This is a genomic window from Streptomyces sp. NPDC044106 (assembly GCF_056433985.1).
In genome coordinates this window covers 190,154-206,505 of record NZ_JBWKFZ010000005.1, presented here as the reverse complement: position 1 = coordinate 206,505, position 16,352 = coordinate 190,154, and the positions used below count along the sequence as shown (strand labels likewise).

Below are 16,352 nucleotides of genomic sequence, written 5' to 3'. Positions count from 1 at the left end.
CGGTGTTCGGAGATCCCGGGCCACTCGCCCGCGCGTCACTTGCCCATCCGGACGTTGCACTGCTCGCAGACCTGTTGCCGTACAACGGCGACACGTACACACCTGACCTGCTCACCCCTCAGCCAGGGGCGGACGCGCACCGTCGCGACCTGCTCGACGAGCAGATCGCGCAGATCGCGCAGATCGATTTCTGGCGGGACGCCCTTTCCGAGGGCTGGCCCGAATCGCGCGCGTTCATCGATCAGGACATCGCCCACCGCGCGACCGCCATCGCCACCCATGGCATCGGCCGGGCGCTCGGAGCACTTCACCCCGACATGGAGTGGGCAGGCGACGCGCTCACCCTCGCCAAGTCGTGGGACGGCGAAATGGATGCCGCCGGCCGGGACCTGGTCCTCGCCCCCGGCGTGCTCAACCGGCCCGACGTCATCGTCCAGGTCGACACCCCCGGGCAGTTCGTCCTCCAACTACCCCGCCCGGCGGATCGGAGCCGTCAGGGGTCGCAGGTCCGGAAGGATCGCGCAAGTGGTCGGCAACGCCCGAGCGGCCTTGCTGGCAGACCTCGAAACCGCCCGGTCCACCGGGGAACTCGCCACCCGGACCGGATACACCCCGGGCACCGTCTCCTACCACCTCAGCGCCCTGCACCGCGCACGCCTCGTCACCAAGGTCAGAGACGGGACCAGCGGACCGCACACGCGGCAGGCCTGCTGGAAGAAGCCCGCGGCTGACATGGTGCTGTCCGGCCGAGGGCAACGCCACTGCACTTGAGGACTGATCCTGGGCGAACCGGCAAGTCAGCGGTCAGCGGCCCCTTTCCGCAGGCTCCAAAATCGCCACGCACTCCACATGATGCGTCATCGAAAAGATGTGAATCAAAAGCATGTGAAAGGAAATCGCAGGTCAGCGGCCCATCAGGAGCAAGTCGACCTCGTAGTCAACGTGCGTTGCGTGCGCTACGGGCTCTACGGGCGATCTCTTGACGCACGTTGCCGCCCAGGAGGTCGCCATGTGGCATTAGAAATGCCATACTCGTATCATGGCTGACGACGACAGCGACTTCTTCCCTGGCGATGGCCCCAGCAGCGGCATCTCCGTCTCCCTCACCGCCGGCACCCTGCAGGCCATTCGCGAGCGAGTAGGCAAGCGCGGCGTATCCGCGTACCTAGAGAAGGCCGCCCAACGCCAGATCGAGCGCGACAACCTGGACGAGCTGATCGCCGACTTCGAGAGTGTCAACGGTCCCGCCGATCCGGAGGCCGTGGACGCCAAGCGGGCCCGGCTTACTGGTGCCCCCTCCTCCGGGGCCGGTGCGGCCGCGTGAGCGGTGCCCTCATCCTGGACAGCGAGGGCCTGGCCAAGGCTGTCCAGCGCGACCGCGAGGTTCAGGAGTGGGTCACCGCAGCCCGTGACGCCGACCTGCCCGTCCTCACCTCCGCCGCAGTGCTCGTCGAAGTGATCCACCCGAAGATCAACGACGCTGCGCTGAAATGGACGCTGTCCCGGCTCCGGGTCGAGCCCGTCACTCAAGCCATCGCCCAGTCGGCGGCGACGCTACTGCGCACAGCCGGACTGCACGGCCACAAATACGCCATCGACGCCATGCTCTGCGCCACCGCCCTAGCTCAGCCCGGGCACGTCACGATCCTGACCTCAGATGTCGAAGACATCGCCATGCTCACTGCCGCCCACGCCCGGATCACGACCGAGAAGGTCTGACGCAGCCCGAGCCCGAGCCAACTCCTACCCGCAGTACAACGCCACTGGTAACGGAATGGAGTTGGCCACCGGGCCACGAAGAGTGCTCGCGCGACGCCGCCATGAGGCGCGTCTCTGAACCAGGGTTGACACGCACACCCAGCACCTCGATCCGTAAGCACTCTCGACGGGGAGTGATGTTGCCTTTACCGTAAGTAGAGATAATGTGAGCGTGTGCTGGCCTCGGGGGGCGGGATGCAGCGCAAGGAGCGGTTTCGGAGCATCGTCAGCGAATTCGGTGCGGCTTGTAAGCAGGCGTTGCTGCACGGGCAGAAGGAAGCCGCGATCCGCCGAGCAGTCGAAACCCTTCTGGTCGACGCAGCAGGAGTGTTGGGACTGCAAGCGGTCCTGCACGCCGAGGTAGCCATCGCCGCGCACCGGATACGCCCTGACCTGGCGGTGCGGATTGGAAAGTCACCGCGCAACATCGTCGGCTACGTCGAGCTGAAAAGCCCCGACAAGAGCACGATCCATCCCAGCGGCCTGAACCAGCGCGACCGCCGTCAATGGGAAGGCATGGCGAAACTGCCCAACCTGATCTACACGAACGGCCAGACCTGGATCATGTACCGCTCGGGTCGGCAGTACGGCGACGCCATCCACTTCGAGGGTGATCTACGCAGCGCTGGCTCCCGCCTACGGCTGCCGGTCGCCAGCGAGGCCGCCTTCGAAGCGATGCTTGTCGCATTCTTCGGCTGGCAGCCCTACCCGTTGACGTCAATGCGAGAGGTGGTCTCCCAGGTCGCTCCACTGTGCGCGCTTCTGCGCGATGCTGTTCATGATCGCCTAGATGCCGAAGCGGGCCTTCCACGCCACCAGCGCCCGTTCAGCGACCTGGCCTCCACACTTGAAGTTGATCTCTTCCCGACCACAGATGACCGGGACAAGCGCGCGACCTTTGCTGACCGCTACGCACAGTCCGTCACCTTTGCTCTCCTGCTAGCTGGTTCCGACACCACGGGCGGCAACGACAAGGCACTGGTCGGCATGAGCCTGCACGAGATAGGCCGACGGCTTGGGGCTGAGCACTCCGTCATGGGCCGCGCCCTGCAGATCCTCACCGACCAAGTCGAGGGAGAATTCCGCGACAGCCTCGACATGCTCGTCCGCGTCATTGACGCCATCGACTGGGGAATCGCCCTCGCCGGCGAACCTGGCTTCCATATTCATCTCTACGCGCACTTCCTGCAGGAGTACGACGCCGAGCTACGCAAGGACTCCGGCACCTACTACACCCCGGCCCCGCTGGTGACAGAGATGATCCGGCTGGTTGATGAGGTACTGGCAACCACTCTGGACTGCCCGGATGGCTTCGCCGACCCTGGTGTGTCCATCATCGACCCGTCGATGGGAACCGGCACCTTCCTCACCGGCATAATCGACCTCGTTGCCCGCAAACAGTCCGAAGGTGGAAACGAAGGCTTCCGCGCCGAATCCGTGCAAGAACTCGCAGGCCGAATGATCGGATTCGAAAAGCAGATGGGCGCCTTTTCCGTCGCTCAGATGCGTGTGGGGCAGATGCTCCGGCACCTCAATGCCCGGGTTCGACTACGTGACATGCGCCTGCACTTGGCCGATACTCTCGCCGACCCGTGGCGACCCAGTGAACTCTTCGATCGCTATGGCGCCTTGTGGGGGCCTTTACGCGACGACGCCGAGGCAGCCAGCACCATCCAACGCAACGAACGCATCACCGTCGTCATCGGCAACCCTCCCCACCGCGAACAGGCAGAAGGTCAGGGCGGATGGATCGAGAAGGGCTCACCGGGCCGCGGCGCCCCGCCCCTGGACGACTTCCGACTGCGCGGTGCAGCAGGCGTGTACGAGAACAAGCTGAAAAGCCTGTGCACCTACTTCTGGCGCTGGGCCACCCACAAGGTCTTCGACCAGCATGGCGATCACCGCCACGGCGTCGTCTGCTTCGTCAGCACCGGCGGCTTCATCCGCGGTGCAGGCTTCCAGGGTATGCGTTCCTACCTTCGGCGCACCTGCACAGAGGGTTGGGTCATCGACCTCACACCCGAGACCAAAAGGCCCCCGCTCAACAGCCGGTTCTTCCCAGGCGTACAGCAGGAATTGGCCATCGCCGTCTTTGTCCGTCGGCAAGGCGAGCGGCACGAAACCCTGGCTCCAGTCCACTACGCAGCCGTCCACGGAATCCGCCAGTACAAGGAACAGCAACTGAAGGATCTGCATATCGGCGGCCCCGGTTGGCACACCTCCCGATCTGCCGAGTCCGCCCCGTTCACACCCGGTTCCAGTAGCGGCTGGGATAGCTTCCCCGCGCTCATCGATCTCATGCCCTGGTATAAGCCCGGCATCACGCCCAACCGGAACTGGGTCTTCAGCCCGTCCAGAACGACCTTGCGCCGACGATGGGACCGCCTCATCCAGGAACGCCACCCCGCCGCAAAGCAGGCACTGTTCAAAGAGACCCGCGACCGCACTCTGGGCAAAGAGGCCCGCCACATCCCCGGCCGCCCTCATCCCTCAACCCTCCTTCGCGACGAACGCGGCCCATGCCCAAAACCAGAGCGCATCGCCCGTAGAGCTTTGGATCGCCAGTGGCTGATACCCGACGGACGTGTGATCGACTTCTCACGCCCCGACCTTTGGCATGCGGCCGTCGAGGGGCAGATCTTCGCCATCGAACAACACACTCAGCGCCTGAAAACCGGTCCGGCACTGCTGTTCACGGCTCTCATCCCGGACGTGCATTTCTTCAACGGCAATGGCGGCCGCGCCATACCCCTCCTGCACGCCGACCGCGTCGCCAACATCGCACCGGGCCTGCAAAATCACCTCGCCAACTCTTATGGCCTGCAGGAAATCCTGCCTGAAGACCTCCTGGCCTACATCGCCGCCGTCACCGCCCACCCAGCCTTCACCGAACGCTACGCAGACGACCTCAACTCCCCCGGCGTGCGTATCCCCCTCACAGCCGACGGAGCCCTTTGGCATGACGCCGTCCGCCTGGGACGTCACATCCTGTGGGCCTCCGCTTTCGGCACACGCTGTATCAGCCCTGACAACGGCCGCCCGGCGGGCACAGCAACCAACTGGTGCAGGCACTCCGGGATCAAGTACGCCCGAGAAGTGGCGGCCGACAGGCTCCCCACCACCATCAGCTACGACAGCGAACACGAGCATCTGATCATCGAGGGCGGCATCTTCACCGGTGTCACTCCACGCATGCGCAACTACACCACGGGTGGGCGCAACGTGCTCGACAGCTGGCTCGCCTACCGCAGCGACCGCACCGTCGGCAAAGTAACCAGTGAACTCGACCGTGAGCGGCCCGAGCACTGGGAACCCGACTGGAGTCGGGAACTCGTCGAAGTCCTTGCCGTACTCAGGCATCTCACGGCATTGGAACCTCAGCAAGCCGAGCTCCTCGACCGCATTGTGGGAGCCTCCATGATCGACGTCGCTGAACTCACCCGCCGCCGTATCCTCCCGGCACCTGACCGTGCCCAGCACGCCCACACCGGTCCGGACCATGCATTTCTGCCCGGTATGGACACAGTCGATGGCCAACCTCCAGGCCCTGTCGAGCCGCTGTCTCTCCCGAATGACCCGGCAGGTACCACGCCGCTCAAGTCGCACCCGCCTACACACCCCGCCCCACGCGCTCGGCGGCGTCGCGGTCCGGACTGATTGATGGCGCCTGAATTCTCGCGGGAGCGACGAGCATCGTCTCCGGGGCAGCATGCCCAGGACCACAGGAGAACCACATGCAACAAGCCCTCAATGAACGGCAGCAGGCCGTGCTCGACTGGGTAGGCCAGGGGTGTCCCGACAGAGTCTGGCCAGACAGTACGTACAAGGTCAGCGCTCAGGCCCTGCAAAGCCGAGGACTCGTCAAAATCACCAAACACCGAGGTCATTGGAGTGCCCACCTCACCGAGAGAGGGCGGCAGCAGCTCACCGAACGTGGCATCTGTCCTGTCGAGCAGAGTGCTGAACTGCCTGCGCGGCCCGGCCGAAGAACGGCACCATCACGGCCTAAGACAGCGCCGAAGGTCCGTACGAACTACGCAGACCAGCTCCTCGAAGAACTGGTCGCGAACGATGGCTGCCTCATCAAGCGCATCGAATCCGGCCCACACACCGTGAACTGGGCATCACTGTCAGCGCCGCCCGCAAGTCCGGCAAGATCCCCCACACACAGGAGCTCTATGTATACCGCACCCACCGCGGCTACGAAATCAAGCTGGTCGACATCCCCGCCTGGCGCCTCGCCGAACTCACCCCGCTCCCCGTTCCGGCCAGACTCACCAAACCCCACTCCATCGTGGCCGCCCTTCAAAAGCTGCCGCAGCCCATGGGTCTGACCAAACCCGTCCAAGGCCGAGCCCTGCGCATCATCCAGGCCCTCATCACCGCCACCGAAGCACAAGGCTACAAGGCAGCACTCGGAACCACACAAGGCTCCCCCACCCCATCGGCGCCGAAAAGCACCACCGCACTTCACCGTCACCGCCCAAGGCGAAAGCGTCGGATTCCTCGTCCTCCAAGAACAGGACCGCAGCGAACATGTCCCCACCGACAAGGAACTCGCCGACGCCAAGAAGTACTCATGGAAGCGCATCGACCGCTACGACTACACCCCCTCCAATCGCCTGCGCTTCATGCTCCGAGGCGGAAACTCGCACCGCGCCAGCGAATGGGCCGATCTCCCCGACCGGTCACTGGAAGACCAACTCGCCGAGATCGCGCAAGAAGTGGGCCTCCGTGGCGAAGCCGCGGAACGCAAACGCCGCGCGGATCAGCTAGCCCGCGAGGCGGAGCAACGGCGCTGGGAAGCCGCCATGCAGGAAGCCCGCGCCGCGTACGCCCACAGCTATCGCGTCAAACACCTCGGCGAACAGACAGACGCCTGGCACGAGACCAAACGGCTGACCGAATACGTCACAGAAGTGCGCGACCACGCCACATCACTGCCACCTGGGCAGGAAAAGACCGAGATCGAGGCGTGGCTCGCCTTCGCGAACGCCCGCCTCCAACACCTCACCGAGTCCGCCGCAGCGCCGAAGCTGCCCACCCCACCGAAGCCCAGCGGCGACGACCTCAAGCCTTTCCTCAGCCACTGGAGCCCCTACGGGCCCCGCTCCTACTGAGCCGTGACGCTGTCCACGGCCCACGGATTTTCACCAAGAGGAGGCAAAGCCGGACCCTCGACAGGCCCCGCCTGACCCACCGTCACCTGCAAGAACAGGCGCCTGACTCCCCATCAGAACGAGCGGCATTTGAGCGTTACGAGCGTCATTTCAGCGTCAAGGTATCGCCTGTAACGCCCACAACGCGCATAATGCACACTGGACAAAGCGCAGGTCAGGAGCCCTTTGCCGCCGGTTCAAGGATCGCCACGCACTCCACATGATGCGTCATAGGAAACAGATCGAACGCCCGCAACGTCCGCACCCGATACCCGCCCTCCCGGAAGTACCCCAGATCCCGCGCCAGCGCCGCCGGGTCGCAGGCCACGTAGGCGATTCGTCGCGCGCCCAGGCCTGCCAGGTGCTTCACCGTCTGCTTGCCTGCGCCCGCGCGCGGCGGGTCCAGGACGATCAGGTCGACCTCGGTGATGCCGGTGCGCGGGAGGACCGATTCGACCTTGCCCTGTTCGATGCGGACGCGGTCGAAGGACGCGAGGTTGTGGCGGGCGTCCTCCACCGCTCGCTTGGTGGACTCGATACCGAGCACCGCGCCCTTCTCGCCGACGCGGTCGGCCAGCGCGCCGGCGAAGAGGCCGACGCCGCAGTAGAGGTCGAGGGCCGTGTCGCCCTTGCGCGGGGTCAGGCCCTGCATGACGGCGAGCATCAGCGTGTCGGCCGCCTTGGGATGGACCTGCCAGAAGCCGCCGTTGCCGACGCGGTAGGTGCGGCCGTCGGCGCGTTCGCGGACGAAGGGGCGGCCGTGGACGCGGTGGATGCCGCCGTCCTGCTCGGCGACGCGCAGGACCGAGACCGGCTTGTTGAGTTCGACGATGGGGAGGCGGGCCCCGGGCTTGGGGGCCAGGACCACCTGGCGGTCCTGTGAGCCCGTCGCCGCGATCGCCTCGATCGACGCCATGCCGGACCAGTCGCGCTCCTCGATGCCGAGTTCGGAGACGCCCTCGGCGGCGATCATGCAGTGCTCGATCGGCTCGACCTCGTGCGAGCGGTGCCGGCGCAGGCCCGCGTTGCCGTCGGCGTCCACCGCGTACTGGACGCGGGTGCGCCAGGAGGGGACCTCGCCGGGCGGCAGCTTGTCGCCCTCCGCCGGCATGACCGTGCCGTCCCAGCCCGCTTCCTCGGGGGTGAGGCCGGCCAGGCGCTGGAGCTGTTCGGCGATGACCTCGCCCTTGAGGCGGCGCTGTGCGCCCGGCTTCGCGTGCTGCCAGTCGCAGCCGCCGCAGCGGCCGGGGCCCGCGTAGGGGCAGGGTGCCTCGACCCGGTCCTTGGAGGGGTCGAGGACCGTGACCGCGTCGGCCCGGAGGAAGCGTGCGCCCTCCTCGCCCTCGGTCACGCGTGCGACGACCTTCTCGCCGGGCAGCGCGTGCCGTACGAAGAGGACCTGGCCCTCGTCCGTACGGGCGATGCAGTGGCCGCCGTGTGCGACGGGGCCGATCTCGACCTCGTACTCCTGGCCGACCAGCGAGTTCCCCGCCTGCGGATTCTTCGGTTCTGCCTGCATGGCGGGGTGACTCCACAACGTAAAAGAGGAACGGCCGGACAACAGCCCACCAGTCTACGTGGGTGTCGTCCGGCCGCTTACCACAGAGCCGGGGCGGAGCCGCGTGGCGCTACGCCTTCCTGCTCGGCTCCTTCTTGTTCGGCTCCTTCTTGCCGTTCTGGTCCTTGGGGCGCTTCGCCCGCTCCACCGGGCCGCGCCGCACCGCGCCCGGCGCGTTCCACTCCGACCGCCTGCGGGCCCGCTTCTTCGCCGCCTCGGAGGAGTCCAGCTGGTACGGGACGGAGGTCACCATCACGCCCGGCGTGAAGAGGAGGCGGCCCTTGAGGCGCAGGGCGCTCTGGTTGTGGAGCAGGTGCTCGTACCAGTGGCCCACCACGTACTCGGGGATGATCACGCTGACCACGTCGCGCGGGCTCTCCCTGCGCAGGTTCTTGACGTACTCGATGATCGGGCGGGTGATCTCGCGGTACGGCGAGTCGAGGACCTTCAGGGGGACCGTGATGCCGCGGCGCTCCCACTCCTCCTTGAGGGCCTTGGTCTCCGCCGGGTCGACGTTGATGCTGAGCGCCTCCAGGTCGTGCGAGCGCATCAGCTTCGCGTACGAAAGGGCGCGCAGCGTCGGGCGGTGGATCTTGGAGACCAGGACGATCGAGTGGACGCGGGAGGGGCGCACGCTCTCCTCGCCCGGGGCGTCGGGGGCGGCGATCTCCTCGGCCACGCGGTCGTAGTGGCGGCGGATCGCCGTCATCGTCACGTAGAAGATGCACATGCCGAGCAGTGCGACCCAGGCACCGTGCGTGAACTTGGTGACGAGGACGACGACCAGCACGAGGCCCGTGAAGAAGGCGCCGAAGGTGTTGATCGCGCGGGAGCGGATCATGTGGCGGCGCTTGTTCTGGTCCTTCTCCTTGGCCAGGTGGCGGTTCCAGTGCCGGACCATGCCGATCTGGCTGAGCGTGAAGGAGACGAAGACGCCGACGATGTAGAGCTGGATGAGGCGGGTCGAGTCCGCGCCGTAGATGACGACGAGGAGCGCCGCCGCGCCGGCGAGCAGCACGATGCCGTTGGAGAACGCGAGGCGGTCGCCGCGGGTGTGCAGCTGGCGCGGCAGGTAGCGGTCCTGCGCGAGGATCGAGCCGAGCAGCGGGAAGCCGTTGTACGCGGTGTTGGCCGCGAGGAAGAGGACCAGCGCGGTGGCCGCGGCGAGGATCATGAAGGGGAAGCTGCCGTGGCCGAAGACCGCCTCGGCGACCTGCGAGATGACGGGGTTCTGGACGTAGTCCGAGCCGACCGGGACGCCGTTGTGGAGCAGGTCCTTCGTCGGCGCCTCCGACATCCGGACCTTGGTCACCATGGCGAGCGCGATGATGCCGCAGAACATGGTGACGGCGAGGCCGCCCATGAGCGCGAGCGTCGTCGCGGCGTTCTTGGACTTCGGCTTGCGGAAGGCCGGGACGCCGTTGCTGATCGCCTCGACGCCGGTGAGCGCCGCACAGCCCGAGGAGAAGGCCCTCAGGAGGAGGAAGACGAGCGCGAAACCGGCGAGGCCCTGGTGCTCGGGCTTGATCTCGTAGTCGGCGGTGGGTGCCTTCATGGTGTCGTCGAGGACGATGCCGCGGAAGGCGCCCCACGCGATCATGATGAAGACGCCGGCCACGAAGACGTACGTCGGGATGGCGAAGAGCTTCCCGGACTCCTTCACGCCGCGCAGGTTCATCACCGTGAGGAGCACGATGACGACCACCGCGCACAGGACCTTGTGCTCGACCACGAAGGGGACCGCGGAGCCGAGGTTCTCGATGCCCGAGGTGATCGACACGGCGACGGTCAGGACGTAGTCGACGAGCAGGGCGCTGGCGACGGTGAGTCCGGCCTTGGGGCCGAGGTTGGTGGTGGCGACCTCGTAGTCGCCACCACCGCTCGGGTAGGCGTGCACGTTCTGTCTGTACGACGCGACGACGGTGAACATCAGCACCACGACCGCGACGGCGATCCACGGGCTGAAGTGGTACGCCGAGACACCCGCGATGGAGAGGACGAGAAGTACCTCGCCGGGCGCGTACGCCACGGAGGAGAGCGGGTCGGACGCGAAGACGGGGAGTGCGATGCGCTTCGGCAGGAGCGTTTCTCCGAGCCGGTCACTGCGCAGTGCGCGCCCGATGAGGATCCGTTTGGGCACGTCGGTCAGTTTGGACACGCAGAGGATCGTAAGCGTTCGAATGGGGGCGCGCCCACCCACCACCCCCAACTTCACCGGTTATCGGCCTTGTGCGATCCTGCGCTGCTCCTCTTGCCAGGCCGAATGCTCCGGAGAGGGGCCCGGAACGTGGGCCGAAGTGTGTCCCGAGGCGTGAGCCGGGGCATGGGCCGAGGCGTGAGCCGGGGCGTGGGCCGGAGCCTCGTACCGCTGCGCGAGCCGGGCCTCGGCGCGGCGGATCGCGCCGGAGGGCCACCAGGTGGCGCGTCCGAGGAGGAGCAGTGCCGCGGGCAGGATCATGACGCGGATCACGAAGGCGTCGAGCAGGACGGCGGCCGCGAGGACGAAGCCCATCTGCTTCATCTCCAGGATGTGCAGCATGACGAAGCTCGCGAAGACGCTGACCATGACGAGCGCGGCGCTGGTGACGACCTTGGCGGAGGACGCGATGCCGTCGAGGACCGCCTGCCGCGTGGGCACGCCGTTCAGGGCGGCCTCGCGGATCCGGCTGACCACGAAGACCTGGTAGTCCATCGAGAGCCCGAAGAGGATCACGAAGAGGAAGAGCGGGACGCGCGAGGAGATGCCGTCGAGCGAGTCGAAGGAGAGCAGCCCCTCCGCCCAGTCGCCCTGGAAGACGAGGACGAGCAGCCCGAGCGCGGAGCCCGCGGAGAGCAGGTTGAGGGCGGCGCCGAGCAGTCCGAGCACGACGGAGCGGAACGCGAACACCGTCATGACGAAGGTCATCAGGAGCAGGAAGCCGAGGACCAGCGGCAGCTTCTGGTTCTGGTGTGCCACGTAGTCGACGCCGCGCGGGACCTCACCGGTGACGGCCGTCTCGACGCCGGGCAGCTTGCCGACGGTCGCGGGGATGTAGTCGTCGCGGAGGTGCTCCAGCGAGTCTTCGGCGTTCTTCGAGTACGTGGGGTGCGGGGCGTTCAATTCGAGCACGGTGGTCCTCCGGTCCTCCGAGGAGCGGAGGAGCGGCGCACGGGAGGAGTTCGGCGCACCGGAGGAGTTCGGATGCGAGAGGTGCGAGAAGAGCGGGTCGGCCCCCGCGGCGCGGTCCAGCTCCGTCAGGGCCTCGCGCACCTCACCGGCCTGTGAGGCGTCGCCCCGCACCACGACGAGGTGCCGGACGCGCAGCTCCGGGAAGGCGTCGAGCAGTCGGTCGTACCCCTTCATGGCCGGGATCTCCCGCGAGAAGCTGTCCCGCGCCGGGTTCTTGAGGTTCATGTTCAGTGCGGGTAGCGCGAGGCCCAGCATGACGAGGACGGAGAGGCCCAGGGTGAGCGCGGGGTGCTTGCGGGCCGGGGTGAGCAGGGCGGTCCAGACGCGGCCGGGGCCGCCCGACCCCTTCTCGCCGTACGTCCGGACGGGCTTGCCCTTGGCCAGGCGCCGGGCCGCGCGGCGCTCCGTGCGCCGGCCGAGCGTGACCAGCAGGGCGGGCAGCACGGTCACCGAGCTGATGACGGCGACGGCGACGACCAGGATGGTGCCGGTGGCCAGCGAGTCGAAGATGACGTCGCGGGCCAGGAAGAGCGCGGTGGTGGAGACGATCACGGCGATTCCGGAGACCACGATGGCGCGGCCCGCCGTCGCGGCGGCGGCCTCGACCAGGGCCTCGGAGGTGAGGCGGCCGCCCGCCCTGGCCCGCTCCTCGCGTTCGCGCTTGAGGTAGAAGAGCGTGTAGTCGACGCCGACGGCCATGCCGATGAGCAGGATCATGCTCATCCCGACGCCGGTGTCCGGCAACAGGTGCGAGGCCAGCATCGCCAGGCCCATCGTCGCCATGATCGAGGTGACGGCGAGCAGCACCGGCACGCCGGCCATGAGGACCGAGCCGAAGACCACGGCGAGCGTGATCAGCGTGATGGGCAGCGTGATCGCCTCGGAGAACTGCAGGTCCTCGTCGCGCTGGTCGTCGACGCCCTTGCTGACGGAGGCGTCGCCGGTCTCCTCGATGACCAGGCCCGGGTGGGCCTTCGCCGCCTTCTCGGTCTCGGCCTGGAGCGGCGGGACGTTCTTCTGGTCGTCCTGCTCGGAGCCGTTCAGCTCCACCTGGACCCGTAGGACGCGGCCGTCGGCGGAGCGCGCCGGGGGCGCCACCGCGGCGACCTCGGGCAGGGCCCTCATCCGGGCGGTGATGTCCTTGACGGCGGCGTCGGCCGCCGCCTTGTCGAGCCGGCCCGAGGCGGCCCGGATCAGTACGTGCTCCGTGGACCGCGGCGGGATGCCGCCCTCGGTCGCCAGGGCCTCGGCGCGGCCCGCCTCGCCGACCCGGAAGTCCTCTGAGGTCGCGCTGTTCATGCCTGCCGCTATTCCGCCCCCGAGGCAGAGCGCCACGAAGACCAGCCAGCCGATGATCGCCCGGCTCGGGTGCAGCGCGCTCCAACGGGCCACGCGCACCGTGACCGATCTTTTCCGCTTCCTCATGTCCGTCATTTCGGTTCCCCCTGCTCCGACTTTCCCGGCTGTTGCCACGCCCGCTCCCCCGTCCGCCTCAGCACGTCTCGCGCTTCAGGCTCGCTCTTCGTGTTCGTGCTTCATGTTCGTGCTTCATGTGTCAGCTGAGACTGACAGGTGAAGGATTGGGCCGTCAACTGTCATTCACGACTGCTTCGGTGCGCGTTGACAGCGGAACCCGTCATGCGTAAGCCTTGACTGACAGGTTTCGGGACCAGCACGAAGGCGGGCCATGGACAGCGAGGAGCTACTGGCCTTTCTCGCGGCGGTGGGCCACGCGCAGCGCCTGCGGATCATCGGCGAGCTCTCCGCGGGACAGCTGTACGTCAGCGAGCTGGCCCGGCGGCTCGGGGTCTCGCGCCCCCTGCTCTACATGCATCTCGAACGCATGGAGAAGGCCGGCCTCGTCGTCGGCCGCCTGGAGCTGTCCGACGACGGCAAGGCGCTCAAGTACTTCGAACTGGCCCCGTTCGACGTGCGGTTGAACGTCGATACGATCGTCGCCGCTCTCCGGCAGAATCCGCCGGACGAGGAAGAGCAGCACTCACCAAGGGGGACGTCCTAGTGGAAGACGTGATCATTCCGGTCGCCTTTTTCCTGATACTCGCCGGCGCGGTCGTCGCGGTCGCGTACTTCCAGACGCAGCGCAACAAGGAGCGCGACCGTCAGTACGCCGAGGCCATGCAGGGCTACCGCGAGGCCGTGGAGCGCGCCAGGTCCGAGCAGGAGGCGACCCGCCTGCAGCTCGTCGAACTCGGCCACCGGCTGCAGAACGTCGAGGGTCTGCTCCGCAGCGTGGACTGACCGGCCCGCGTCAGCGTGGACCGACCGGCCCGCGCGGGCATCCCGCGCCGGGCCTCTCGCGTCCACGCGGGTGAGTGCGTGGACCCGGTTGCGGCTTAAGCTCGTCTCTTGGCAACGCCGCACGCTGTTGCCCCGTGGTTGCCAGCAGAGTGAGAGAGAAGAGTGAGCACGATGTTTTCGCAGGTCAGCGGGTTGACCAGGAGTGCGGGGTAAAGAACAGGTGCACATCGTCATCATGGGCTGCGGGAGAGTCGGGTCCGCTCTCGCGCAGAATCTCGAACAACAGGGGCACACGGTCGCCGTGGTCGACCAGGACCCGACCGCCTTCCGCCGCCTCGGCTCCGGTTTCGGCGGCCGCCGCGTGACCGGCGTCGGCTTCGACCAGGACACCCTGCGCGAGGCCGGCATCGAGGAGGCGGGCGCCTTCGCGGCCGTCTCAAGCGGCGACAACTCCAACATCATCGCCGCCCGCGTGGCCCGCGAGATGTTCGGCATCGAGAACGTCGCGGCCCGCATCTACGACCCGCGCCGCGCCGAGGTCTACCAGCGCCTGGGCATCCCGACGGTCGCCACGGTCCGCTGGACCGCCGACCAGATGCTGCGCCGGCTGCTCCCGTCCGGCGCCGAGCCGCTGTGGCGCGATCCCACCGGTGGCGTGCAGCTCGCCGAGGTGCACGCGTCCGCGGCCTGGATCGGACACAAGATCAGCCAGCTCCAGGAGGAGACCGGCGTGCGCGTGGCCTTCCTCACCCGGCTGGGCGAGGCGGTCCTGCCGACCTCGCAGACGGTTCTGCAGGAGGGCGATCTCGTGCACGTCATGATGCGCACCGACCAGGTCGACAAGGTCGAGGCGGCGTTCGCCGAAGGCCCCGAGGAGGGCGGTCACTGATGAGGGTCGCCATTGCCGGAGCCGGCGCGGTGGGCCGCTCCATCGCCGGTGAGCTCCTGGAGAACGGCCACGAGGTCCTTCTCATCGACAAGGCGCCGACCGCCATCTCGGTCGAGCGCGTCCCGCAGGCCGAGTGGCTGCTCGCCGACGCCTGCGAGATCACGTCCCTGGACGAGGCGGCGCTGCAGCGCTGCAACGTGGTCATCGCGGCCACCGGCGACGACAAGGTCAACCTCGTCGTCTCGCTGCTCGCGAAGACCGAGTACGGCGTGCCGCGCGTCGTCGCCCGCGTCAACAACCCCAAGAACGAGTGGCTCTTCAACGAGTCCTGGGGTGTCGACGTCGCGGTCTCCACGCCGCGCCTGATGTCCGCGCTCGTCGAGGAGGCGGTGAGCGTCGGCGATCTGGTGCGGCTGCTCCGCTTCAGCCACGGCGACGCGAACCTCGTCGAGCTGACGCTGCCGCCGGAGTCGGCCCTCGCGGGTACGCAGGTCGGCGACGTCCAGTGGCCCGAGGACACCTCGCTGGTCACGATCATCCGCGGTACGCGCGTTCTCGCGCCCACCGCGGACGACTCGCTCGAGGCGGGTGACGAGCTGCTCTTCGTGGCGGCGCAGGCTCGGGAGGAGCAGTTGGAGGATCTGCTTTCGGTGCGGCGTGAGGTGACGGGGGGCTGAGGCCGCCCCGGCCGGCTGTACGTCGATGGGGGCGCCCGGTGATTTCCGGGCGCCCCCATCGGCTTTGCGTGCGTTGCGTGCTTTCTGCGGGTGCGTCGTGGCTGGTCGCGCAGTTCCCCGCGCCCCCGAAGACCCGCCTCGCTCAGGCGTCCCGGCGTTCCCGGGTCCGCTCTGCCTCGCGCTGCTTCTCCGCCTCTTCCTGCGCTTCCATTTCCGCGAAGACGTCGATCGGGGGCGGGGCCTTCGCGAGGAAGACCCAGGTGAGGTAGACGGCGAGCAGGAAGGGGGGGATCTTGAGGGCCACCAGGACCCAGCCGAACTGCGTCGTGTCCGCCCACCAGTACAGCGGGAAGAGGATCGCGCACTTGGCGAGCAGGATCAGACCCCAGGCCCAGCTGGCCTTCGCGTAGGCCTTCTTGCGGCCGGGGTTGCGGGTGCGCCAGGAGAGGTTCTCCTTGAAGACCGGGCCGAGGATGAGGCCGATCAGGGGCACGCCCGCGAGGGTCGTGATCATGTAGGCCAGGGCGAGGCCCAGGGTGTAGAGCATGCCCGGCAGGTAGAAGTCCTTGGCGTTGCCGGTCATCATCGCGAAGACCACACCGAAGACGACACCGAAGACGCCGCTGAAGGCGTGCTTGACGGTGTCCTTCATGACCAGGCGGACCGCGACGAGCACCAGGGACACCGCGACGGCCGCGATGGCCGACATGTGCAGGTCCTTGTTGATCGTGAAGATGGTCACGAAGAGCAGGCCGGGTACGACCGTCTCCACCATGCCCCGCACGCCGCCGAAGGCTTCGAAGAGCGCTGCCTCGGTCACGGCCCTGGAATCGGCGTCCTGATCCGCGGTCCCTTGGTCCGTCGGCTTGTCGAGGGACGTCAC

Annotated in this window: 14 protein-coding genes; 9 read left to right on the top strand and 5 right to left on the bottom strand. The window is 67.5% G+C overall.

Features of this window, described 5'->3' with window-relative positions:
* Positions 1–35 precede the first annotated feature (35 nt).
* Complete coding sequence (locus tag AC07DI_RS10555) at positions 36–467, bottom strand: hypothetical protein (RefSeq protein ID WP_478903650.1); 432 nt, start codon at positions 465–467, stop codon at positions 36–38.
* Between the two features lie 58 nt (positions 468–525).
* On the opposite strand from AC07DI_RS10555, the gene AC07DI_RS10550 reads away from it, so the two are divergent.
* From AC07DI_RS10550 to AC07DI_RS10530, 5 genes are all read left to right on the top strand, one after another.
* On the top strand, positions 526–771 hold the full coding sequence (locus tag AC07DI_RS10550; protein ID WP_478903648.1) for a helix-turn-helix domain-containing protein: 246 nt from the start codon (positions 526–528) through the stop codon (positions 769–771).
* 268 nt (positions 772–1,039) lie between these two features.
* On the top strand, positions 1,040–1,324 hold the full coding sequence (locus AC07DI_RS10545) for a hypothetical protein (protein ID WP_362375780.1): 285 nt from the start codon (positions 1,040–1,042) through the stop codon (positions 1,322–1,324).
* Positions 1,321–1,719 carry a DNA-binding protein gene (locus AC07DI_RS10540; protein WP_478903646.1) on the top strand — a complete coding sequence of 133 codons (399 nt, stop codon included), beginning with the start codon at positions 1,321–1,323 and terminating at the stop codon, positions 1,717–1,719. Before AC07DI_RS10545 ends, AC07DI_RS10540 begins: the two co-directional genes overlap by 4 nt.
* Before the next feature lie 234 nt (positions 1,720–1,953).
* Positions 1,954–5,415, top strand: a complete 3,462-nt coding sequence (locus AC07DI_RS10535) for a type ISP restriction/modification enzyme (RefSeq protein WP_478903644.1) — start codon at positions 1,954–1,956, stop codon at positions 5,413–5,415.
* 974 nt (positions 5,416–6,389) lie between these two features.
* Positions 6,390–6,878 (top strand): hypothetical protein, encoded by a 489-nt coding sequence (locus AC07DI_RS10530; protein WP_478903642.1) that lies wholly within the window; start codon positions 6,390–6,392, stop codon positions 6,876–6,878.
* A gap of 214 nt (positions 6,879–7,092) precedes the next feature.
* On the opposite strand, the gene AC07DI_RS10525 is transcribed toward AC07DI_RS10530, so the two are convergent.
* From AC07DI_RS10525 to AC07DI_RS10515, 3 genes are all read right to left on the bottom strand, one after another.
* Entirely contained in the window at positions 7,093–8,436 is a 1,344-nt protein-coding gene (locus tag AC07DI_RS10525) for a class I SAM-dependent RNA methyltransferase (protein ID WP_478903640.1), read from the bottom strand.
* Between the two features lie 109 nt (positions 8,437–8,545).
* Positions 8,546–10,633, bottom strand: coding sequence for an APC family permease (locus AC07DI_RS10520; protein ID WP_384260064.1), 2,088 nt, complete (start codon positions 10,631–10,633; stop codon positions 8,546–8,548).
* 60 nt (positions 10,634–10,693) lie between these two features.
* A complete protein-coding gene (locus tag AC07DI_RS10515) occupies positions 10,694–13,078 on the bottom strand; it encodes an MMPL family transporter (protein ID WP_478903638.1) in 2,385 nt (794 codons plus the stop codon).
* A 253-nt stretch (positions 13,079–13,331) separates the two neighbouring features.
* Here AC07DI_RS10515 and AC07DI_RS10510 point away from each other — a divergent pair, with 253 nt between their 5' ends.
* The 4 genes from AC07DI_RS10510 to AC07DI_RS10495 all read left to right on the top strand — a co-directional run bounded on the left by AC07DI_RS10510 (position 13,332) and on the right by AC07DI_RS10495 (position 15,469).
* Positions 13,332–13,664 carry an ArsR/SmtB family transcription factor gene (locus AC07DI_RS10510; RefSeq protein ID WP_478903636.1) on the top strand — a complete coding sequence of 111 codons (333 nt, stop codon included), beginning with the start codon at positions 13,332–13,334 and terminating at the stop codon, positions 13,662–13,664.
* Positions 13,664–13,903 carry a hypothetical protein gene (locus AC07DI_RS10505; protein ID WP_384260071.1) on the top strand — a complete coding sequence of 80 codons (240 nt, stop codon included), beginning with the start codon at positions 13,664–13,666 and terminating at the stop codon, positions 13,901–13,903. The genes AC07DI_RS10510 and AC07DI_RS10505 overlap by 1 nt, the downstream gene beginning before the upstream one ends.
* Before the next feature lie 220 nt (positions 13,904–14,123).
* On the top strand, positions 14,124–14,792 hold the full coding sequence (locus tag AC07DI_RS10500) for a potassium channel family protein (RefSeq protein WP_356249822.1): 669 nt from the start codon (positions 14,124–14,126) through the stop codon (positions 14,790–14,792).
* Complete coding sequence (locus AC07DI_RS10495) at positions 14,792–15,469, top strand: potassium channel family protein (protein WP_384260073.1); 678 nt, start codon at positions 14,792–14,794, stop codon at positions 15,467–15,469. Before AC07DI_RS10500 ends, AC07DI_RS10495 begins: the two co-directional genes overlap by 1 nt.
* Before the next feature lie 142 nt (positions 15,470–15,611).
* Here the strand turns inward: AC07DI_RS10495 and AC07DI_RS10490 are convergent, their stop codons facing one another.
* The gene (locus AC07DI_RS10490) at positions 15,612–16,352 is read right to left on the bottom strand and encodes a DUF3159 domain-containing protein (protein ID WP_384260076.1); all 741 of its coding nucleotides are present in this window, start codon (positions 16,350–16,352) and stop codon (positions 15,612–15,614) included.

Bases quoted from the DNA above. Each gene is read 5' to 3' on its own strand.
- AC07DI_RS10545 (WP_362375780.1), top strand. From the start codon at position 1,040: ATGGCTGACGACGACAGCGACTTCTTCCCTGGCGATGGCCCCAGCAGC.
- AC07DI_RS10535 (WP_478903644.1), top strand. From the start codon at position 1,954: ATGCAGCGCAAGGAGCGGTTTCGGAGCATCGTCAGCGAATTCGGTGCG.
- AC07DI_RS10530 (WP_478903642.1), top strand. From the start codon at position 6,390: ATGCTCCGAGGCGGAAACTCGCACCGCGCCAGCGAATGGGCCGATCTC.
- AC07DI_RS10525 (WP_478903640.1), bottom strand. From the start codon at position 8,436: ATGCAGGCAGAACCGAAGAATCCGCAGGCGGGGAACTCGCTGGTCGGC.
- AC07DI_RS10515 (WP_478903638.1), bottom strand. From the start codon at position 13,078: ATGACGGACATGAGGAAGCGGAAAAGATCGGTCACGGTGCGCGTGGCC.
- AC07DI_RS10510 (WP_478903636.1), top strand. From the start codon at position 13,332: ATGGACAGCGAGGAGCTACTGGCCTTTCTCGCGGCGGTGGGCCACGCG.
- AC07DI_RS10495 (WP_384260073.1), top strand. From the start codon at position 14,792: ATGAGGGTCGCCATTGCCGGAGCCGGCGCGGTGGGCCGCTCCATCGCC.